Below are 20,132 nucleotides of genomic sequence, written 5' to 3'. Positions count from 1 at the left end.
ATCAGCCGAGGGGGTAGGGCCAGGGGTTCGGCGCGCAGCGTGCTCCGTCATCGGGGTACACCTCGTTCGGGTTGAGCTTGTGCAATTCGGAATTGTCCAGCGACAGCGTCTGCTGCATCATGATCGGCGCCACCGCGCCGTCGTCCGGGCAGGCCTCGTGGGAGGCGTAGCCGATGGCATGGCCGACCTCGTGGTTGATCAGGTATTGGCGGTAGGCGCCGAGGTCGCCCTCGAAAGTCAGGGCGCCGCGGACCCAACGGGCCTCGTTGATGAGCACGCGGGTCGGGTCGTCGCCGCGGCGATCCGAAATCGAGCAGCTGGTCTCCAGCGGAATCTCGTAGCCGCACTGTTCGTGCGCGGTGTCGGTGGACACCAGCTGGAAGACGAGGTCCGGGTTGTCGTCGCGTGCGACGCGCTCGAAGGCGAACTTCTCGTCGCGGATCCAGCCGCGCTCGTCGGCCAGGGTGGCGTCGATCATCCCGCCGAACGCGTCCGCGCCGCCGAAGCTGGCGGGGTCGACGGTGTCCTCGATCTCGACGGCGTAGCGCATGGTCAGCTCCTTGCCCTCGCCCACCCGGCCCGCGGCGGAGTCGACCGGGACGAAGACGCCCGACGATTCCTCGGTGAACGGCCCGCCCGGGGGCAGCTGGCCGACGTCGAGATTCTCGACGTACCCGCCCTCGGGGATGGGACCGTGCGGGAGTTCGCTGGTGGCCGCCGAAACGTTCGTCTTCTCTTCGCGGACGTCGCGGACGACGTCGACGACGACGATGACGGTGAGGACCAGCAAAACGGGGATGGCGTACGCGCGCCATCCCCACTGCCGGGCGAACCTGACGAAAAACGACTCTTTGCTCATGCGCGGGCGCTGCCGGATCGTGGCGCGCGGATCAGGCGATGAAGCCGACCTGGCGGGGAGCCGCCGGGCCGACCTGCACGTACGCGATCTTGGCGATCTGCGCGAGGTGGGTCTTGCCGGCGCCGTCGACGAGCTCGAGGACGCCCTCCCCCGCCGCGAGGCGATCGGAGAGGGAGGAGGCCAGGTCGCGGCCGCCCTCGACTCCCGAGATGTTCAGCTCGCGGGGGTTGTCAACGAATCCGATGGTGATGTCCATGCGGGACATCATAGCCCGGCCTCCGACGGCTAGTATCGGGGACGACCGTGCAGCACCGACATGAAGGAGATTCCGGTGGCAGACCGTCCCGCGCCGACGTTCGTCGAATTGGGGGTCGCGGCGGAAATCTGCGATGCCCTCGCGTCCGGGGGCATCACGCGGACCTTCGCCATCCAGGAGTTGACGTTGCCGCTGGCGCTCGACGGCACGGACATCATCGGGCAGGCCCGCACGGGCATGGGCAAGACGCTGGGCTTCGGCGTTCCGCTCATCGACCGGGTCTTCGACGATGCCCGCGTGCCGGAGCCGGACGGCAAGCCGCGCGCGTTGGTCGTCGTGCCCACCCGCGAGTTGGCGGTGCAGGTCGGCGAGGATCTCGAGCCCATCGCCGAGGCGGTGGATCTGCGGGTGACCACGATCTACGGCGGTCGCCCGTACGACGAGCAGATCGAGGTGCTCAATGCGGGCGTCGACGTCGTCGTCGGCACGCCCGGCCGCCTCATCGATCTCCATCAGCGCGGCGACCTCAACCTCGGGGCGGTGCGGATCCTCGTCCTCGACGAGGCAGACGAGATGCTCGACCTGGGCTTTTTGCCGGACATCGAGAAGATCCTCCGGGCGGTTCCCGAGGGTCGGCAGACCATGCTGTTTTCGGCGACGATGCCGGGGCCGATCCTCAATCTGGCGCGCACCTTCATGGATCGTCCGGTGCACATCCGCGCCGAGTCGGGCGAGTCGGAGGCGAGCGTCCACGACACGACGCGGCAGGTGGTGTTCCAGTCGCATCAGATGGACAAGCTGCCCGTCATCGCGCGGATCCTCCAGGCCGAGGGCCGCGGCCGGACCATCATCTTCGCCCGCACGAAGCGGTCCACCGCGTCGGTGGCCGAGCAGCTGGGCGAGCGGGGTTTCCGGGCGACGGCGGTCCACGGGGACATGGGCCAGCCGGCGCGCGAGAAGTCGCTCAACGCCTTCCGGTCCGGCGACGTCGACGTGCTGGTGGCCACCGATGTGGCGGCCCGCGGCATCGACATCGACGACGTCACGCACGTCATCAACCATCAGGTGCCGGAGGACGAGATGACCTACGTCCACCGCATCGGCCGCACTGGCCGCGCGGGCAACACGGGCACGGCCGTCACGTTGGTGGGCTGGGATGAGCTGATGCGCTGGAAGATGATCGACGACGCGCTCGGCCTGGGTTTTCCGGAGCCGCCGCAGTGGTTTTCGACGTCTCCGGAGCTTTACGACGCCCTCGGCATTCCCGAAGACGCCGGGGAGTCGGTAGGGCCCGCCCGGCCCGTGCTCGGGTCCCGGCCGGTGAAGGACCGCAGGGATCGCGGGGATCGGAGGGGCGGTCGACGGGACCGGCGCGACCGCGATGAGCGTCGGCGCCGTCGATGAACCGCAACCGCATCGCGGCGTCGCTCATCGTCATCGCCGTCGTAGCGACGGTGGCGTGGACGTGGTGGCGGGCGCCGGCGCGCGGGGTCGACCACGTCGTCGCCGATGAACCCTTCGCCGCGACGACGGCACTGGACCGCGCGCCGGAGTCGCTGACGGAGATCTGGTCGGTTCCCGCCCCGCGGTCATCGGCGCCGTTCACGGTCGATGGGTTGGTCATCGCCGCCGACGACCACGGCGTCACCGCCCTCGATCCGGCCACGGGCGAGCCCGCGTGGTCGTATCACCGCGACGTGGCGTTGTGCGAGGCGATGGTGTCCAACGGCCGCGTCGTCACGGTGTTCCGGGGCCCGGCCGGCTGCGGCGAAGTCACCTCGCTCAACGCCTCCGACGGGTCCTACGCGGCCACGCGCCGCGGCCTGTCCTCCGACGAGATCGAACCGGTGCGCTCCAACGACCGCTCGGGCGCCCGCACCGACCGGTTGGTCGAGCTGTGGCGCGACGACCTGGTCCGCACCGTCGAATACGGCGTGGTGGAGGCGACGTCCGAGCCGGGGCTGCAGCCACACCCGGGCTGCACGATCGCCGATGCGCTGACCCGCAGCTCCGTCCTGGCGGTGATCAACGACTGCCCGGACGGGCATCGCCTGATCATTCAGGAGGCCACGCCGGAGGAGACCCGCGAACCGGAGCTCCACGCCGACGTCGCCCTCGACGGGCCCGCCCGCCTGGTGGCCATCGGCCAACGGGCCGCGGCGATCCTCGTCGACGGCGAGGTCCGCACCTACTCCAAGGAGGGCGTCCCGGGCCCGTCGTGGCGCCCCGCCCCGGGCGAGCTTCCCGACGCCGCACCCGACGGCGGCTCCCCCGCCCCCGTCGCCGCGACGGCGGACCTCCCCCACCACATGACCTGGTTCACCGGTTCCACGCTGGCGGCGTTCCGGCCCGACGACCTGTCGCTCGACTTCGTCGTCCCCCACGCCCTGGGCACCGGCGTCGCCGTCGGGGAGGAATTGCTCGTCCCCATGGCCGGCGGACTGGTCCGCATCGACTGGAACACCGGCACGCCCCTCGGCGTCATCCCCGTCGCCCGCGGCGCACTCGCACCGGGCGAATCCGTGACCACGGCGGTCGCCGGCGACGTCATCGTCGAAAAGCGCGGCGACGAACTCGTGGGACTGCGTCAGGCCCCGTAGGACGTGGCCGCCCAGTCGACGGCCTTCGGATTGAACATGCAGGCCAGCGCACCGCCCGCGAAAAGCGCGGTGACCAGGCCCAACGAAATCGCCCCCGAGGTGAACATGTAGAGCGCCACACCCGCCAGGCACAGATTGAGCATCACGATCGGCCCACGGCCCCACCGCTTGCCGCGCAACAGGAACACCGCGCCGACGAGTACCGCACCGAAGACGAAGAAGAACCACAGCGCCGTGCCCCAGCCCGAAATGACCGCGCCGGGGTCCTCGAAGCCCCGGAGGTCGCGGATCAACAGGAACACGCCGTAGCCCATGCCCATCACGCATTCCACCACGGCGATCCAGGCGCCGACGATGACGGAGCGGGGCGCCGCCATGGGCGCGGGACGGTCTGCTGCGGAAAGTCTGCTGTTCACGTGATCACCATAACGTCATTACGATGAGCATCGTGCGCGGCCTGCTGATCTCCAACCCCAACTCGACGTCGATCACCGACTCCCTCGTCCGGACGGTGGTCGCCGAGCTGCGGGCGGTGCCGGGCCTGTCCCTGCGGGCCGAGTTCACCGCGCACCCCGGCCATGCCACGGCCATCGCCACCGGCCTGACGCGGCGCGATTGCGACGTCGTGGTCTGCATGGGCGGCGACGGCACCGTCAACGAAGTGGTCAACGGCCTGCTCGGCTCCGCCGCCGACGGCCGCCCCGTGCGCGCCGCCGACGACATCCCCGCCATCGCGGTGATCCCCTCCGGCAGCGCCAACGTCCTGGCCGGCGCCCTCGGCCTGCCCCGCGGCCCGAAGTCGGCGGCCCGCATGATCGCCGATCTACTGCGCGCCGGCGAGGAGCGCACCATCAGCGTGGGCCGCGCCGCGGACCGGTGGTTCGTGGTCAACGCGGGCCTGGGCATCGACGCCGAGGTCATCTCCGCCATGGAGGATCTGCGCGCCGGCGGCGTCCGCGCCCACCCGTTGCGCTACGTGCCGGCGGCCCTGGGCGCATGGAATCGCCTGCGCACCAACCCGCCGCGCATCTCCGTCAGCGCCGACGGCGAGCCGATCGGCCGGGACCTGCCGATGGCCGTGGTGTCGAATTCGAACCCGTGGACCTTCTTCGGCGACCTCGCGGTGGTGACCAACCCGACCACGCGGCTCGGCGGTGGCCTGGGCTTCTACGGCATCACCTCGGTCTCCGGGATCAGGGGCATGGTGTCGGCGCTCCGGCTCGTCGGCGCGGGCCGGGCGCTGTGGTCCGCACTCAAGGTGGAGGACAGGGAGCTTCGCGACGACGACGTCGGCGCGGTGACCCTGAGCTCCCCGGAACCCCTGAAACTGCAGATCGACGGCGAGTACGTCGACGAACGCCGGGAACTCGAGATCACGTGCGCCCGCAACGCCGTGCGCTTCATCGCCCCGGCCGAGGCCCGCGAGTACGGCGAAGACGTCGGCGACACCGTGTGGTGGCGGCGGTTGGCTGCTGTGCTGGGCCGGAAGTTCCGGGCGTTGCCGCTGCCGCGCCGCCGCGGAGGGCGCGAAGGGCGCGGAGGGCATTAACCGACGGTTACGGCCCCCTCGAGGCCCTCACCTGCGGATGTAACGTGCAGTTCACTTATTTGTGAGGTTCCGCACTTTTTGGCGGAAAGGTCTTCACAAGCGGGCCGTGACGTGTCATCATTCAACAGGACCGCGGGGGGAGCGAATACCTCCACCCGCATTGCGACCAGCGGGCCAATCGCGCTCGCGGTCCGCGGATCCACCGGCGAACCCCTTGAGTCCCGTCACGGGACATCACGCCGGCGGCACATCCGCACGTTCATCTGCGCATGGGGAGCACACCAACCGCAACGCGGCCACGAGCCGCGTCGTTTCCCCGTGCCTCACCCGGGTATCGACCACAAGGAGTTTTTGTCATGGACTGGCGTCACAATGCCGTTTGCCGCGAAGAGGATCCCGAGCTGTTCTTCCCCGTCGGCAACTCCGGCCCGGCCCTCGCCCAGATCGCGAAGGCCAAGGTCGTCTGCAACCGTTGCCCCGTCACCTCCCAGTGCCTCGCGTGGGCCCTGGAGACCGGCCAGGACGCCGGCGTGTGGGGCGGCATGTCCGAGGACGAGCGTCGCGCGCTGAAGCGCCGCCGCAACCGCGGCCGCACCCGCCGCACCGCCCGCACCACGGTGTAAGTTCCCCGACCGGCCCGTTGTAGACTGGGCAGGTTACATCACCCCGATCGGAGGAGGACCACAATGAGCAAGCGTGGCCGCAAGCGCAAGGATCGCCGCAAGAAGAAGGCGAATCACGGCAAGCGCCCCGGCGCCTAACCGCGAGCAGCAACGGAAAGAACCCCGCCCCATCATCACGATGGGGCGGGGTTCTGCGCCTTGCAACGGGCGCCGCGGACTACTGCTCGCCGGAAGACAGGTAGGTCACGCGGATGCGGGTGGTGATCCGCCTGCGCAATTCCACGGGGGCGGGCTCATGGCAACAGCGCCGCAGCAGCCGGCGCAGCGCCCGCTCGCAGCCGACGTCCTCCAGGCATCGCGGACACTCGCGGATGTGCCGCTCCAGGATCCGGGTCTCCTCCGGATCGCATTCGCCGTTGAGCAGGGAATCGAGGCGCCGGCGCACGTCGGCGCACGTCCCGGGGTGTCCGCAGGGATTCGCGCTGTCGTTCATCGACTCACCTTTCCGAGTTTTCCGTCTCGCGGATGAACCCGCGATCCTTCGCCACATCCTTCAACGCCTCGCGGAGCTGTTTCCTTCCCCGGTGCAGGCGGGACATCACGGTTCCGATCGGAGTGCCCATGATGTCGGCGATTTCCTTGTACGGCAGCCCCTCGACGTCGGCGTAGTAGACGACCATGCGGTAATCCTCGTTGAGGTCCATGAGGGCGGCGCGGATCTCCTCGTCGGGAAGCAGGGCCATCGCCTCCACCTCCGCCGACCGCAGGCCCGACGACATGTGCGATGCGGTCTCCGCGATCTGCGAATCGGTGATGTCGTCCGTCGCGTACTCCGCCGGCCGGCGCTGCGCCTTCCGGTAACTGTTGATGTACGTGTTGGTCAGGATCCGGTACATCCACGCCTTGAGGTTCGTGCCCGGCTTGTACGAACGGAAACCCTGGTAAGCCTTCATGTAGGCCTCCTGCACCAGGTCCTCGGCGTCGGCGGGGTTGCGGGTCATCCGCAGGGCGCCGCCGTAGAGCTGATCGAGCAGGGGCAGGGCCTCGCGTTCGAAACGCTCCGCCAACTGGGCGTCGGTCTCTTGCGTCCGGACGCTGCCCCCGCCATCGATTCCCGTGGCTTCGGCTGTCATGCGCCCCATCCTATCGGCCGGGCGGGACCGCACGGTGACAGGATCGGGGCATGGGCAAAAGGAACAAGGGCACCGAACCGGCCGCATCGACTCCCGCCGTCGCCGCCTGCATCGCGGCCGGAATCCCCCATTCGGTTCGGCAATTCCCGCATTCCGACGACCACTTCGGCGAAGAAGCCGCCCACTGGCTCGGCGAACACGAGGGCGTCGCGCCGGAGCGGATCTTCAAGACGCTCGTCATCGACCTCCACGGCAAACGCACCGGCCTCGCCGTCGCCGTCGTGCCCGTCACCGGGCGGCTCAACCTGAAGGCCGCGGCGAAGGCCTTCGGCGCCTCGAAGGCCGAACTGGCCGACCCGGCGGCCGCGCAACGCTCCTCGGGCTACGTCGTCGGCGGCATCTCGCCGCTGGGCCAGAAACGCCCGTTGCCGACCGTCGTCGACTCCGGCGCTCGCGACCACTCGACCATCTTCGTCTCCGGGGGCCGCCGCGGCCTCGACATCGAACTGGCCCCGGGCGACCTCGCGACCCTGACCGGGGCCACGTTCGCCGACATCGCCGGCTGAGCGGTCACTCCTCCAACAGCCACGCCCCGTCGTTGGCCACGTTGCCCACCGCCCGGTTCACCGGCCGCACCGCCAGCGTCTCCGCGAGCGCCGGATCGGTCATCCCGACCTCCCCGCCGTCGGCGAACCCCACGCCGTCCAGCCACTGCGCCACCTCGTCGTCGGCAAGCACCCGGGGCATCCGGTGATGCAAATCGGCGAGATGGCCGACCGCGTCCGTGGTGAGGATCGTCGCGCTGACGAGATCCCCGCACCGCGCCCACAGCCCCGCCACGAGCAAAGGCCGGTCGCCCGGCGCGGCGACGAAAAACGGCGCCTTGTCCCGCCACTCGTACCAGCCGTCCATGGGAATGACGCACGGTTCGCCGTCGCGGAACACCGGCTTGTCCCGCCACGTCTCCGACCGGGCGTTGAAATACGGGGTCTTCGGCATCGACTTCGACCAATGCGGCACCAGGCCCCACCTCACCGGCGCGGCGAGCGTCCCCCCGCCGTCCCGGGCCAACGCCGTGATCGGCATCGTCGGAGCCACGTTCCACCGTTCGCCCGGCAACGGACCATCTGCGCCGATCGGAGCGAGACCCGGCACCTCCGCCAGCGCCTCGAGGAGCTCGTCGCCCACGGTGAAGGTCACGAATCGTCCGCACATGCCCCAATCGTCGCACCCCGTGCCGACCCTCCGCCGCCATTTGGGGGATGATGGATGCGTGACTTCCCCCCATGACTTCTGGCCAGCCCCCGCCGCCGAGCACCCGGTGACCGCGACGGTCTCCATCGGCGGGTCCAAGTCCATCACGAACCGCGCGCTCATCATCGCCGCCCTGTCGTCGACGCCGTCGACGATCCACGGGGCGCTGCGCTCGCGTGACACGGACCTGATGATCTCCGCCCTCGAGGCGATGGGCATCGAGATCCGCACCGGTTCCGAGTACTCCGGCACCCCGAACCGCACCCTGGAGGTCATCCCCCGCGTACTGCGCGGCGGCAACATCGAATGCGGTCTCGCCGGCACCGTCATGCGCTTCGTGCCGCCGATCGCGGCCATCGCCACCGGCTCCGTGTTCTTCGACGGCGACCCGGAGGCCCGCGTGCGGCCGATGGGCGCGGTGCTCGACGCCCTGCGCGAACTGGGCGCCGACATCGACGGCGACACCCTGCCGTTCACGGTCAACCCGGCCGGCGACATCGGCGGCGAGGTGGAGATCGACTCCTCGGCGTCGTCGCAGTTCGTGTCGGGACTGCTGCTGGCCGGCATGCGCTACCCGAAGGGCCTGACCCTCCGACCCACCGGAGACGTGCCGTCGCGCCCGCACATCGACATGACCGTCGACATGCTGCGGCAGGCCGGCGTCACCGTCATCGAGGACGCACCCGAAGACGGCGGCGCTTTCCACGTCCACGCCGGAGAGGTCCGCGGCCGCACGTGGCACGTCGAGCCCGACCTGTCCAACGCCACCCCGTTCCTCGCCGCCGCGGCCGTCACGCGCGGCCGGGTCACCGTCGCCGATTGGCCGGTCGACACGGTCCAGCCCGGCGACCGCATCCGCGAGATCCTGCAGGCCATGGGCTGCCGCGTCCTGCTCAAACCCCGCGGCGCCGACGGCTCCGGCGTCCACGACCTCACCGTCGAGGGCCCGGCCACCCTGCACGGCGTCACCCTGGACATGGGCGACATCGGCGAACTGACGCCGACCGTCGCCGCGATGGCGGCGCTGGCGGACACCCCGTCGGAGCTGACGGGCATCGCGCACCTGCGCGGCCACGAGACCAACCGCCTGGAGGCCCTGGTCACGGAGATCAACCGCCTCGGCGGGCGCGCCACGGAGCTGGACGACGGCATCCGCATCGACCCGATCCCGCTGCACGGCGGCGACTGGATGTCCTACGCCGACCACCGCATGGCCACCGCCGGCGCGATCATCGGCCTGCGGGTGCCGGGGGTTCGGGTGGAGAACATCGCCACCACCGGCAAGACCATGCCGGACTTCAACATCCGCTGGTCGGAGATGGTCGGGCTGCCGCTGGCCCAGGACGGGGGACAGCCCTGAGTCGCCGATACCGCGATTGGGACGAGTCCGACGTCCGCGTCCGGCCGGGGCGGGGGTCGCGACCGCGGACGAAGGACCGGCCGAAGCACGCCGACGCCAAGTGGGGGCTGGTGGTCACCAAGGACCGCGGGCGGTGGGGCGTGGTGCTCGACGGGACGACGACACCGGTGACCTGCATGCGCGCCCGCGAGTTGGGCCGCACCAACATCGTCGTCGGCGATCGCGTCGGCGTGGTGGGCGACGTGTCGGGGCGGGAGGGCACGCTGGCGAGGATCGTCAAGCTCGCCGACCGCACCAGCGTCCTGCGCCGCACGGCCGACGACAACGATCCCTTCGAGCGCATCGTGGTGGCCAACGCCGAGTTGCTGCTCATCGTCTGCGCCGTAGCCGATCCGCCGCCGCGCACGGGTTTCGTCGAGCGCGCGCTCGTCGCCGCCTACGCGGGCGGGGTGGAGCCGGTGCTGTGCCTGACCAAGTCGGACCTGGCGGATCCGGCGGAATTCGCCGGCGAGTTCGCCGAGCTCGGGGTGCCGGTCATCGTCTGCGGCGTGGACGATCCGGTCGAACCACTTGTCGACGTCATCCGCGGAAAGGTGTCCGCCCTCATCGGCCATTCCGGGGTGGGCAAGTCCACCCTGGTCAACCGCCTGGTCCCCGGCGCCGATCGCGCCACGGGCGAGGTCAGCGGCGTGGGCAAGGGCCGCCACACGTCGACGCAGTCGGTGGCGCTGCAGTTGTCCTGCGGCGGGTGGGTCGTCGACACCCCGGGCATCCGTTCCTTCGGCCTGGCCCACGTCACGCCGGAGACGGTTCTCGACGTGTTCGACGATCTCTCCGCCGCGCTCGAGAAGTGTCCGCGCGGGTGCACGCACCTGGGTCCGCCCGCGGATCCCGAATGCGGGCTGGACGCGTTGGAGGGGGCCGCCCACCGCCGCGCGATGGCAGTGCGGGGCCTGTTGGCCGCACTCCAGGACAACGAGGACTGGGAACTCGACATTGACAGGGACTGAACCACCGTGACGCGAACCGACCATCGCTCCACTTCGGATCTGATCCGCCTGTGCCTGTGGACGTTCGTCGTCGGCGTCGCCACCGGCCTGGTCGCCGCCGTGCTGGTCTACCTGCTCCACGGCATCGAAAACCTGGTTTACGGTCAGCACGAGGGCGACACCGCCGTGGTCACCGACGGCACGACGGGGCTGCAGCGTTTCCTGGGCATCGCAGTCGCCGGTCTCATCGCCGGGCCCGCGTGGTGGGCGGTGCGCAGGTTCGGCCGTCCCATCCCGTCCGTGGAGGACGGCATGTCGGGGGCGCGCATGCCGGTCGTGGAGACGCTGGTCAACGTCTTCCTGCAGATGGCCACCGTCGCCGCGGGTGCGTCCGTCGGCCGCGAGAACGCGCCGCGCGAGGCCGGCGCGATGATGGCCACCCAACTCGCCCGGCGCATCGGCCTGGACCGGGGCACCACGAGCCTGCTCGTCGCCGCCGCCGCGGGCGCGGGCCTCGGCGCGATCTACCACATTCCCCTGGCCGGGGCGGTGTTCGCCTTCGAGATCCTGCTGACGACGGTTACCGTCCGGGCCGTGATGGTCGTGCTCGCCTGCTCCGCCGTCGCCACCGTCACCGCGGGCATCGTCGTCGGCGATCAGCCGCTGTATTCGACGGTGACGCTGTCGGAGGGATTCGGCAACCTCACCGTCGCCGTCGCGCTCGGCATCGTGTGCGGCATCGCGGGCCTGGCGTTCCGGCATGCGGCGTCCACGGCGGAGGCGACCGCTCCGAAGGGGGCGCACATCCTGTGGGCCCTGCCGCTGGCCTTCGTCATCGTCGGCGCATTGTCGCTGCCGCTGCCGGAGGTGCTGGGCAACGGCCGCTCCGCCGCCACATCCGTGCTGGAGGGCACCCCGGTGTGGACGTTCGCGCTCGCGCTGCTGGTGGCCAAGGTCGTCGCCGTGCTGATCACCCTGCGCTCCGGCGCCATCGGCGGCGTGCTCACGCCCGGCTTCGCCGTCGGCGCGCTGCTGGGCTACCTTGTCGGCTGCGTCGTCCAGCCCATCGTCCCCGGCATCCCGCCGGCCGACTTCGCCCTGCTCGGCGCAGCGGCGTTCCTGTCGACATCGATGGCCGCTCCCCTCTTCGCGCTCATCGTCACCGTCGAGTTCACCGGGCAATCCTCCGAGGCGTACCTGGCCCTGTTCCTCGCCTGCGCCACCGCGGCGCTGACCGGAGAGATCCTCCGCTCCGCGCTGAGCCTGCCGAAGCAGATCCAGATGCCGTGGACGCGCAAGAAGAAAGCCGTCTCCCGGCGTCGGCTAGGCCGAAGCTAGGCCGTGATCTCGCGGGTCGAGCGACCCGTGTAGGCGGCCACGACCTCCTTGACGCCCGGGCGGAGCTTCTTCAGCAGCCCCAGACCGGTGCGCAGGCCGCGGCGCGGCGTGGCGGTGGCATCCAGCTGCGCCTCCACCTGCGGGTACTTGGCGAAGGCCTTCTCCGAACGGACCTCCGGCGCATTGTCCGGATCGGCGACCAGGAAACGATCCGGCAGGGACAGCTTCAGGATCGTCCGCTGCACCTGCGCCAGCTGCCGCGGGAAGGAACCGGTGTTGTACGGCAGGTCGTAGTCGCGGCAGATCTCCTTGACCTGCTTGGAGATCGTGGCCAGGCGGTTGGACGGCATGTCCGGGTACAGGTGATGCTCGATCTGGTAGTTCAGGTTGCCCGACAGCACCGACAGGATGAATCCGCCGTGGAAGTTGGCCGAGCCGAGCATCTGGCGCAGGTACCACTCCGCCTTGTTCTCGTTGTTGTACTGCTCCTTGGTGAACGTCTCCGCATCATCCGGGAAGTGGCCGCAGAAGATGACGGCGTAGGCCCACACGTTGCGGATCAGGTTCGCCGCGGCATTGGCCTTGGCCACCTCGCCCCAGCGCGGGCCGGCCAACAGCGGGAACAGGGCGTAGTCCTTGAGCACCTGGCGGCCGGACTTCTGGAAGACCTCGATCAACTGCGGCTTGGCCTGCTCCCACGACTTCTTGCCCGCGGCGACGCGGCCGAGCTCGACGTCGTAGAACGCCACCGCCCACTGGAACAGCGACGCCAGAATGACGTTCTGCAGCGGCTGCGTCAGCGACACCGGCGTCCACTTCTTGTCGCGGGTGACGCGCAAAATGCCGTATCCCACGTCGTTGTCCATGCCCAGCACGTTGGTGTACTTGTGGTGGACGAAATTGTGCGAGTGCTTCCAGCCCGACGACGGGCACGAGTTGTCCCACTCCCACGTCGACGAGTGGATCTCCGGGTCGTTCATCCAGTCCCACTGACCGTGCATGACGTTGTGGCCGATCTCCAGGTTCTCCAGAACCTTGGCCAGGCCCAACGCGCCGACGCCGGCCCACCACAGGCCCCTGTGGGCCGGGGTGCGCAGCGAACGCGGCAGCAAACCGCCCTTGCGGGTCTTGTAGCCCGCCTTGTCCAGGGCCATGCCCAGCGTCGGCAGCATCAGCAGCCCGCGGCCGGCGACCTCCAGGCCACGCTGCACGCGGATGAGGGTGCGGATGTAGCGGGCGTCCTTCGGGCCCAGGGCCGCGCGATGCTCGGCGGCGATGGCGTCGAAACGGCGCCCGATCTCGGCGACGTCCTCCTCGGACAGGTGCGAATAGGCCTTGATGTCGGCGATTGCCATGGTGATGTCTCCGTATTTCCCGTTCGGCTGGGTTTCGTTTTGCGTCTACAGTTCGATTTCGACGTCGCCGGCGGGCACGCACACGCAGGCTCGGATGCGTTCGCCGGCCTCATGGGTCTCGCCCGTGCGCAGGTCGCGCGCCGTACCGTCGGCGAGCTGCTGCACGCACGTCGCGCAGATTCCCATCCGGCAGCCGTAGGGCAGCTGCACTCCGGCCTTCTCGCCGGCCTCCAAAATGGTCGTGGCGCCGTCGACCTCGATCTGGCCGCGGCCAGGAAAGGTCACGACGCCGCCCTGGGCCGTCGTGTTGCCGCGATCGAGGGTGAAACGTTCGGTGCGGACGCCGGGAAGCCCGGCCTCGAGCTCGTCGAGCATCGCCGACGGGCCACACGCGTAGGCGGCCCGGTCGGCCAGATCCGGCACCAGCGCCTTGATCTCGTCGATGCTCAACCGGCCGTCGACCCCCGTCTCGCGAACCGTCAGACGGTACCCGGGCTGCTCGCGGCTGAGGCGTTCCAGGTCGGCGTCGAAAAGCAATCCCGCACGGTCGCGGACCGAATGAAGGTGGACGACGTCCCCGATTCCGTTGCGACGCTCCAGGTCACGCAACATCGACATCACCGGAGTGATGCCCGAACCGGCGGTGATGAACAGCAGCTTCTCCGGCGGCGGCTCCGGCAAGTGGAAATCACCCGCCGGCGCGGCCAGACGCACCACCGTGCCCGGCGTGACGTTGGACACCAGATGCTGCGACAGGCGCCCCCGATCCTGCGCCTTGACGGTGACCGTGAGCATGCCGTCCGCCGACTGCGGCGCATTGGTCAGCGAGTACGACCGCCACACCAGACGGCCGTCGACGCGGACGCCGACGCCGATGTACTGGCCGGCGCGGAAGTCGGCGGGAACTCCCCAACCGGGCTTGATGACCAACTCGACGACGTCGTCGGCCGGTCGGGTCACCCGCTCGATCTGCCCCCGCAGCTCCCGCTTCGACCACAGCGGATTGATCAAACGCGTGTAGTCGTCCGGCATCAGCGGCGTCGACAAGTGCCGGAACACGCCGCGAAGGCGATTGCCAAAGCTCACCGGTTCCCCTTTCCGTAGTCTACGGAAGCGTAGCTTACGGATGGGTAACTTGTCGGTCAAGCGATGGAAACGATCAGAGCAGCTCCACCAGCATGGGCAGCTCCGCCGCGTCGTACCAGGCCAACGGCCGTTCCAGGCAATCCCCCACGGTCAGCTCCGCGTCCTCGTCCCCCAAATCCGCGGCATCGACGGCCTCGATGGCCTTCGCCACGAACGGCTCCCCGGCCTCGACGTCGACGTGAATCGCGGCGACGTCGTCACGCGACACGTCGCCGGACAAGGCCACCACGGCCTCCCCCATGTCCGGCTGCAACTCCACCGCATCATCGGCGACGTCGGCGGCGATGACCACGCGCCTGTGCGGAAACGACCCATCGTAGGCCGACAACAGCCGCAACGACGCCCGCGACGCGTCGTCGAACGCGACGTCGGCCAACTCCTCGTCGTCGCCCTCCACGTAAAACTCGCGCAGCGCCGGCGTCACCGCGAACGCCCACCCGCGACGCGGAACCGCCGCGCCGTCGGACAGCAACTCCCCGAGCATCCCGAACGTCGCCGGCACGTACACGCGCACTAGAAATCGCCCTCCAGGTCGAACAGACCCACGATCTCCACGACCGCACGATCGAACTGCTGGTAAAACACGCCGACCATGCCGTGGGACACCGCCGCGTGGATGTTGACGATCGAATCGTCGACGAGCACGCAATCGCGCGCCGGCAGGCCCAAACGCTCCGCCGTGATATCGAAGACCTCCGGCTCCGGCTTCTCGGCGCCGACCTCACCCGACAGCACGACGGCGTCGACCAGGCCCTCCTCCTCGAACTTCCGGATCGGATCCGCCCCGGGGCCGCCCGGGTCGTTCGACAACACGGCCAGGGCAACTCCATTGGCGCGGGCGGCCGCCATCAACTTCCGCCACCGCGCCCGCTCTTCGTCGGTGCCGTCCAGGACACCGCAGTAATCGATGATGAGACCACGCATGACCACGAGCGTAGTTGCCCGCGCCGGGTTCCGCCGACCGCCCCGCCGCGCGGGCACCCCGACGCGCTGGCACAATGGCCGCGGGGACATGACGACCGGGCAACCGGACCACGGGGGGTTGACGAAAAATGACGGGGGACATCGGGGAACTCGCGCCCGTGCGCGGCTTCGAGCTGCTGCGGGCCCTGACGCCCGGGCGCGGGGCGCAGCTTCCGCGTGACGACGGTCGGCCTGCCGGCCCCATGGCCACCACCTGCGGCGACGTCGCACGGCAACGGCTGACTCACACGCTGACGGTGATCATCGAGGTGCTGTCCGGGAGGCGGCGCCCGGAGGCCCTGTCGGGCGTGTCCGCCGATGAACGGGTCCTCGCCGGCCTGCGGCACCGGCTGCGCACCGGCGGAATGCGCGGCGCGGCCCTGCGCACCCTCCACCCCTCCGGGCGGCCCTGCGGAACCCGCGTCGAATTCGTGGGCACCTACGCGTGCGCGGGTCGCGTCCGGGCCCTGGCCGGCGCGATGATCGACGACGGCCGGGGCTGGACGATCACCGCGCTGCGCTTCATCTAGCCCGTCTAGCGGTTGCGGCCGCGGCGGGCGGCCTTGCGACGCTGGGCCCGGTTGCCCGACCGACCCTCGACGCGCTTCTGCTCGGCGGAGCCGTCGTCCGACGGTCCAGAGTACGTCATCTGCGTCGGCCGTGCCTCGGCGCGGGCCAGCTCCGGGGACAGGTCCTTCTCGTCGACGACGCCGTCGCCGTTGAGGTCGGCGTCCTGCTTCTGCTCGGCCTGCATGACCTGCTGGCGGACCAGGAACAGCTGGCGGATGGACTCCTCCTTGATGCCGTCCATCATGCCCGTGAACATGTCGTAGCCCTCGCGCTGGTACTCGACCAGCGGGTCGGCCTGGGCCATGGCGCGCAGGCCGATGCCCTCCTTGAGGTAGTCCATCTCGTAGAGGTGCTCGCGCCACTTGCGGTCCATCACGTTGAGGATGGTGAAGCGCTCCAGGTTGCGCATCTGCTGCTCGCCGCCGATGGCCGCCACGGCGTCCTCCAGCTCGTCGTAGCAGGTGCGCACGTCCTCGCGCAGGACCTTCTCCAGGTCCCGGGCCGACAGGTCGCCGGCGGCGCCGTACTCGTCGCCGTCGACCAGCGACTGCCACGACATGTTCGGGCCGTACAGAGACTCCAGGGCGTTCCACAGCTCGTCGAGGTCCCAGTCCTCCACGTAACCGTCGGCGGTCGCGCCGGCGACGTAGGCGGAGATGACGTCGTCCTGCATCTGACGAACCTGGTCCTTCAGGTCCTCGCCCTCGAGGATGCGCAGACGCTCGGCGTAGACGACCTTGCGCTGCTGGTTCATCACCTCGTCGTACTTCAGGACGTTCTTGCGGATCTCGAAGTTCTGGCTCTCCACCTGCGTCTGCACGCTCTTGATGGAGTTGGACACGATCTTCGAGTCGATGGGCACGTCGTCCGGCACGTTGAGGGTGTTCATGAGCGCCTCCATGCGCTGGCCGTTGAACCGGACCATCAGCTCGTCGCGCATGGACAGGTAGAAGCGGGTTTCGCCCGGGTCGCCCTGGCGGGCGGTGCGGCCGCGCAGCTGGTTGTCGATGCGTCGGGACTCGTGGCGCTCCGTGCCCAGGACGTACAGGCCGCCGACCTCGCGGACCTTCTCCGCCTCCTCCTCGGCGGCCTCGCGGACGCGGGTGATCTCGGCGTCCCACTCGGCCTCGTACTCCTCCGGCGTCTCCGTCGGCGACAGGCCGCGGGCGCGCAGGTTGAGGTCGGCGATGATGTCCGGGTTGCCGCCGAGCACGATGTCGGTGCCGCGGCCGGCCATGTTGGTGGCCACGGTCACCGCGCCGGCGCGGCCCGCCACGGCGACGATCTCGGCTTCCTTCTCGTGGTGCTTGGCGTTGAGGACGCTGTGCTTGATGCCCTCGCGCTGCAGCAGCTTGGACAGGTGCTCCGACATTTCGACGGACGCCGTGCCCACCAGAACCGGCTGGCCCTTCTCATGGGATTCGCGGATGTCCTCGATGACGGCGTAGAACTTCGCCTCCTGCGTCTTGTAGACCAGGTCCGGGTGATCCTTGCGCTGGTTGGGGCGGTTCGGCGGGATCGGCATGACGTCGAGCTTGTACGTCTGGTGCAGCTCAGCCGCCTCGGTTTCGGCGGTGCCGGTCATGCCGGCGAGCTTGTCGTACATGCGGAAGTAGTTCTGCAGCGTCACCGTGGCGAGGGTCTGGTTCTCGTTCTTGATCTCCACGCCCTCCTTCGCCTCGATGGCCTGGTGCATGCCCTCGTTGTAGCGGCGGCCGGCCAGGACGCGGCCGGTGAACTCGTCGACGATGAGGACTTCTCCGTTGCGGATGATGTAGTCCTTGTCGCGGGTGAACAGCTCCTTGGCCTTGATGGCGTTGTTGAGGTAGCTGACCAGCTGCGAGTTCTCGGCGGCGTAGAGGTTGTCGATGCCGAGCTGGTCCTCGACGTAGGCGACGCCTTCCTCGCGGACGCCGATGGTGCGCTTGCGCACGTCGACCTCGTAGTGGATGTCCAGGCGCATGCCCTTCACGATTCCGGAGAACGCCTGGTACCACTCGGGCGAACCGTCGGCGGGGCCGGAGATGATCAGCGGGGTGCGGGCCTCGTCGATGAGGATCGAGTCGACCTCGTCGACGATGGCGTAGTGGTGGCCGCGCTGCACCAGGTCGTTGAGGGAGTGCGCCATGTTGTCGCGCAGGTAGTCGAAGCCGAGTTCGTTGTTCGTGCCGTAGGTGATGTCGGCGGCGTACGCCTCGCGCCGCTGGTCGGGGCTCAGGCCCGACAGGATCACGGAGGTCTCCAGCCCCAGGAAGCGGTGAACGCGGCCCATCCACTCGGCGTCGCGCTTGGCCAGGTAGTCGTTGACGGTGACCACGTGGACGCCCTTGCCCTCCAGGGCGTTGAGGTAGGCGGGGAGCACGCAGGTGAGGGTCTTGCCTTCACCGGTCTTCATCTCCGCCACGTTGCCGAAGTGCAGTGCCGCACCGCCCATGACCTGCACGGGGTAGTGCTTTTGGCCGAGCACGCGCCACGATGCTTCGCGGGCGGTGGCGAAGGCCTCCAGCAGCAGGTCGTCGAGGGTTTCCCCGTCCTCGAGCCGGGTCTTGAACTCTTCGGTCTTGCCGCGCAGTTCGTCGTCGGTCAGCTCCGAGTACTCGTCGTCGAGCTCGAGCACCGCATCCGCGATGCCCTTGAGGCGCTTGACGGCGCGCCCCTCACCGACGCGGAGCAACTTGCTGAAAGAAAACACTGCGGATGGGACCTTTCCGACAGACGACTCAGGGCCACGCCCCGCCGGGGCGCTCAAGTCCCCCAGTATAGGAGGAACCCGCACCCCGGGGTGGGGTGCGGGTGCCTTACGACGACTGCGCGGGAACCGGAACCGGACCCCGCAGGAGGAGTCGGCGGGGCCTCCGTGGCGGCGGGGTCCATTGGCGGGTCATCGTCGGTTCCCCTCTTCTGCTGCGGAACGAAAACGTATGGCCTCCGCTATCCCGGGCACGGAAAACCCCCGGCCATCGCCCGAAAAGCGGCGCGGCCGGGGGTGAGGATCCGGACCTACTCGGCGTCCTCGGCAAGCGCGATCATGCCGTAGTCGTAGGCATGGCGGCGGTAGACGACGGACGGGCGGCCGGTGGCCTCGTCGACGAAGAGGTAGAAGTCGTGGCCGACGAGCTCCATCTCGGACAGCGCATCATCGACGGACATCGGGTTGGCCGAGTGCTCCTTGGTGCGCACGACCTTGCCGAGCTGGATCTCCTCGATCTGATCCTCGTACGGATCGGCCTTCGGAGCGGGCTCCGCCGCCTCCGTGGCCTCCTCGACCAGGGCGGCGGTGGCCTGGCCCACGGACATGGGGGCGCGGTGGCCGGAACGGCTGATCTTGCGGCGGGCCTTGACCTTGCGCAACGAGCGCTCCATCTTGCCCAGTGCGGACTCGAGGGCGGCGTAGAAGCTGTCCTCCTTCGCCTCGGCGCGGGCGAGGTGGCCCTTGCCCGTGGCGGTGATCTGAATGCGGTCGGAACGATCCGCGCGGCGGGGGTTCGGCTCGTGCTGCAGCTCGACGTGGAAGAACGTCAGGGTCGGATCGAGGCGCTCAATCTTGGCGAGCTTGCCCTTGACACGCTCGGCGAAGTGCTCCGGGACCTCCACGTTGCGCCCGGTGATGGTCACCTGGGCATTGGGGCTGAGGACCTCGTTGTTGTCAGCAGGTGTCGTCACTTGCTTCCTACCTCCCGGTATTGCCACCGCCCTTCCGTGAGCGGGATTACTCACGGCGTCCACGGTGACGCGACTAACTAACTGTGCCTCCAGGATACAGACGCGGTTACCCCCGCTGCCACGAACCTCCCGTCCGATTTGACCGGCCCCCTGGCCTCATCCGGGGGGAAGTGCCCTAGGCATGGGAAAACACGATCACGCCGACCACGCGGACGCCCGACGAGGCGAGGACGAGCGTCGAATGCGCCGCCGTCGCCCCGGTCGTGAGCACGTCGTCGACGAGCACGACGGGGCCCCGCACGGTCCCCGACGGCACGATCCGACCGGCGATGTTGCGCCGCCGCCCCACCGCGGTGAGCCCCGCCGAATCCTCCGCACCCTCCGCCGTCCGCAGCAACCCCGCCCCCACGCGGGCACCCGGCAGACGCCGCGCGGCGACCCGGCAGGCGGCCGTCACCGGGTCCCCTCCCCGCC

Annotated in this window: 22 protein-coding genes and 1 pseudogene; 10 read left to right on the top strand and 13 right to left on the bottom strand. The window is 69.5% G+C overall.

All coding sequences use genetic code 11. From position 1 onward, the window contains the following. Position 1 precedes the first annotated feature (1 nt). Positions 2-859 (bottom strand): DUF3152 domain-containing protein, encoded by an 858-nt coding sequence (locus tag HMPREF3121_RS00110; protein ID WP_070518942.1) that lies wholly within the window; start codon positions 857-859, stop codon positions 2-4. A 31-nt stretch (positions 860-890) separates the two neighbouring features. Beyond that, a complete protein-coding gene (locus HMPREF3121_RS00105) occupies positions 891-1,115 on the bottom strand; it encodes a DUF3107 domain-containing protein (RefSeq protein ID WP_035122966.1) in 225 nt (74 codons plus the stop codon). 60 nt (positions 1,116-1,175) lie between these two features. Between HMPREF3121_RS00105 and HMPREF3121_RS00100 the strand changes: the two genes are divergently transcribed. Both HMPREF3121_RS00100 and HMPREF3121_RS00095 read left to right on the top strand, forming a co-directional pair. Then, positions 1,176-2,519 carry a DEAD/DEAH box helicase gene (locus HMPREF3121_RS00100; RefSeq protein ID WP_210387231.1) on the top strand — a complete coding sequence of 448 codons (1,344 nt, stop codon included), beginning with the start codon at positions 1,176-1,178 and terminating at the stop codon, positions 2,517-2,519. Next, entirely contained in the window at positions 2,516-3,715 is a 1,200-nt protein-coding gene (locus HMPREF3121_RS00095; RefSeq protein WP_070518941.1) for an Rv3212 family protein, read from the top strand. The genes HMPREF3121_RS00100 and HMPREF3121_RS00095 overlap by 4 nt, the downstream gene beginning before the upstream one ends. Here the strand turns inward: HMPREF3121_RS00095 and HMPREF3121_RS00090 are convergent. Further along, complete coding sequence (locus tag HMPREF3121_RS00090; protein WP_224371378.1) at positions 3,703-4,131, bottom strand: hypothetical protein; 429 nt, start codon at positions 4,129-4,131, stop codon at positions 3,703-3,705. The two genes, HMPREF3121_RS00095 and HMPREF3121_RS00090, sit on opposite strands and share 13 nt — an antisense overlap. A 23-nt stretch (positions 4,132-4,154) precedes the next feature. Here HMPREF3121_RS00090 and HMPREF3121_RS00085 point away from each other — a divergent pair, with 23 nt between their 5' ends. The 3 genes from HMPREF3121_RS00085 (at position 4,155) to HMPREF3121_RS13020 (ending at position 6,025) form a co-directional block, all read left to right on the top strand. Next, entirely contained in the window at positions 4,155-5,264 is a 1,110-nt protein-coding gene (locus tag HMPREF3121_RS00085; RefSeq protein WP_070518939.1) for a diacylglycerol/lipid kinase family protein, read from the top strand. Between the two features lie 356 nt (positions 5,265-5,620). Continuing rightward, entirely contained in the window at positions 5,621-5,887 is a 267-nt protein-coding gene (locus HMPREF3121_RS00080; RefSeq protein WP_035122962.1) for a WhiB family transcriptional regulator, read from the top strand. A 63-nt stretch (positions 5,888-5,950) separates the two neighbouring features. After that, positions 5,951-6,025, top strand: coding sequence for a 50S ribosomal protein bL37 (locus HMPREF3121_RS13020; protein WP_371327291.1), 75 nt, complete (start codon positions 5,951-5,953; stop codon positions 6,023-6,025). 79 nt (positions 6,026-6,104) lie between these two features. Here HMPREF3121_RS13020 and rsrA read toward each other — a convergent pair whose 3' ends face one another. Both rsrA and HMPREF3121_RS00070 read right to left on the bottom strand, forming a co-directional pair. Further along, the gene (gene rsrA, locus HMPREF3121_RS00075; protein ID WP_083291094.1) at positions 6,105-6,380 is read right to left on the bottom strand and encodes a mycothiol system anti-sigma-R factor; all 276 of its coding nucleotides are present in this window, start codon (positions 6,378-6,380) and stop codon (positions 6,105-6,107) included. A gap of 4 nt (positions 6,381-6,384) precedes the next feature. Beyond that, the gene (locus HMPREF3121_RS00070) at positions 6,385-7,020 is read right to left on the bottom strand and encodes a sigma-70 family RNA polymerase sigma factor (RefSeq protein ID WP_070518938.1); all 636 of its coding nucleotides are present in this window, start codon (positions 7,018-7,020) and stop codon (positions 6,385-6,387) included. A gap of 50 nt (positions 7,021-7,070) precedes the next feature. On the opposite strand from HMPREF3121_RS00070, the gene ybaK reads away from it, so the two are divergent. Then, positions 7,071-7,586 (top strand): Cys-tRNA(Pro) deacylase, encoded by a 516-nt coding sequence (gene ybaK / locus HMPREF3121_RS00065; protein WP_070518937.1) that lies wholly within the window; start codon positions 7,071-7,073, stop codon positions 7,584-7,586. A 4-nt stretch (positions 7,587-7,590) separates the two neighbouring features. Here ybaK and HMPREF3121_RS00060 read toward each other — a convergent pair whose 3' ends face one another. After that, complete coding sequence (locus HMPREF3121_RS00060; RefSeq protein WP_070518936.1) at positions 7,591-8,235, bottom strand: SOS response-associated peptidase; 645 nt, start codon at positions 8,233-8,235, stop codon at positions 7,591-7,593. Between HMPREF3121_RS00060 and aroA the strand changes: the two genes are divergently transcribed. From aroA to HMPREF3121_RS00045, 3 genes are read left to right on the top strand one after another with little or no spacing between them, the layout of a single operon-like run. Beyond that, positions 8,234-9,634 carry a 3-phosphoshikimate 1-carboxyvinyltransferase gene (aroA, locus tag HMPREF3121_RS00055; RefSeq protein WP_083291093.1) on the top strand — a complete coding sequence of 467 codons (1,401 nt, stop codon included), beginning with the start codon at positions 8,234-8,236 and terminating at the stop codon, positions 9,632-9,634. The genes HMPREF3121_RS00060 and aroA overlap by 2 nt on opposite strands. Beyond that, complete coding sequence (gene rsgA / locus HMPREF3121_RS00050) at positions 9,631-10,644, top strand: ribosome small subunit-dependent GTPase A (RefSeq protein WP_070518952.1); 1,014 nt, start codon at positions 9,631-9,633, stop codon at positions 10,642-10,644. Before aroA ends, rsgA begins: the two co-directional genes overlap by 4 nt. A 6-nt stretch (positions 10,645-10,650) precedes the next feature. Then, on the top strand, positions 10,651-11,961 hold the full coding sequence (locus HMPREF3121_RS00045; RefSeq protein WP_070518934.1) for a chloride channel protein: 1,311 nt from the start codon (positions 10,651-10,653) through the stop codon (positions 11,959-11,961). Here HMPREF3121_RS00045 and HMPREF3121_RS00040 read toward each other — a convergent pair. The 4 genes from HMPREF3121_RS00040 to HMPREF3121_RS00025 all read right to left on the bottom strand — a co-directional run bounded on the left by HMPREF3121_RS00040 (position 11,958) and on the right by HMPREF3121_RS00025 (position 15,476). After that, positions 11,958-13,316, bottom strand: coding sequence for a fatty acid desaturase family protein (locus HMPREF3121_RS00040; protein ID WP_070518933.1), 1,359 nt, complete (start codon positions 13,314-13,316; stop codon positions 11,958-11,960). The two genes, HMPREF3121_RS00045 and HMPREF3121_RS00040, sit on opposite strands and share 4 nt — an antisense overlap. Before the next feature lie 45 nt (positions 13,317-13,361). Further along, positions 13,362-14,348 (bottom strand): ferredoxin reductase, encoded by a 987-nt coding sequence (locus HMPREF3121_RS00035; RefSeq protein WP_070518951.1) that lies wholly within the window; start codon positions 14,346-14,348, stop codon positions 13,362-13,364. A gap of 127 nt (positions 14,349-14,475) precedes the next feature. Then, positions 14,476-14,976 carry a DUF6912 family protein gene (locus tag HMPREF3121_RS00030; RefSeq protein ID WP_035122912.1) on the bottom strand — a complete coding sequence of 167 codons (501 nt, stop codon included), beginning with the start codon at positions 14,974-14,976 and terminating at the stop codon, positions 14,476-14,478. Further along, positions 14,976-15,476 (bottom strand): HAD family hydrolase, encoded by a 501-nt coding sequence (locus tag HMPREF3121_RS00025; protein WP_371327290.1) that lies wholly within the window; start codon positions 15,474-15,476, stop codon positions 14,976-14,978. Before HMPREF3121_RS00025 ends, HMPREF3121_RS00030 begins: the two co-directional genes overlap by 1 nt. Before the next feature lie 38 nt (positions 15,477-15,514). Between HMPREF3121_RS00025 and HMPREF3121_RS00020 the strand changes: the two genes are divergently transcribed. Continuing rightward, positions 15,515-15,955 (top strand): Rv3235 family protein, encoded by a 441-nt coding sequence (locus tag HMPREF3121_RS00020; protein ID WP_035122915.1) that lies wholly within the window; start codon positions 15,515-15,517, stop codon positions 15,953-15,955. Between the two features lie 5 nt (positions 15,956-15,960). Here HMPREF3121_RS00020 and secA read toward each other — a convergent pair whose 3' ends face one another. The 3 genes and pseudogenes from secA to HMPREF3121_RS00005 all read right to left on the bottom strand — a co-directional run. Further along, the gene (gene secA / locus HMPREF3121_RS00015) at positions 15,961-18,687 is read right to left on the bottom strand and encodes a preprotein translocase subunit SecA (RefSeq protein WP_070518932.1); all 2,727 of its coding nucleotides are present in this window, start codon (positions 18,685-18,687) and stop codon (positions 15,961-15,963) included. Between the two features lie 308 nt (positions 18,688-18,995). Further along, positions 18,996-19,658, bottom strand: coding sequence for a ribosome hibernation-promoting factor, HPF/YfiA family (gene hpf / locus HMPREF3121_RS00010; protein WP_070518931.1), 663 nt, complete (start codon positions 19,656-19,658; stop codon positions 18,996-18,998). Between the two features lie 175 nt (positions 19,659-19,833). After that, positions 19,834-20,132: pseudogene (locus tag HMPREF3121_RS00005) on the bottom strand (ComF family protein); the annotation flags it as partial.

The organism is Corynebacterium sp. HMSC11E11 (assembly GCF_001807025.1).
Classification (GTDB): Bacteria; Actinomycetota; Actinomycetes; order Mycobacteriales; family Mycobacteriaceae; genus Corynebacterium; species Corynebacterium freneyi.
The sequence above is the reverse complement of the archived record's forward strand: the minus strand, read 5'-3'. Positions and strand labels throughout refer to the sequence as shown.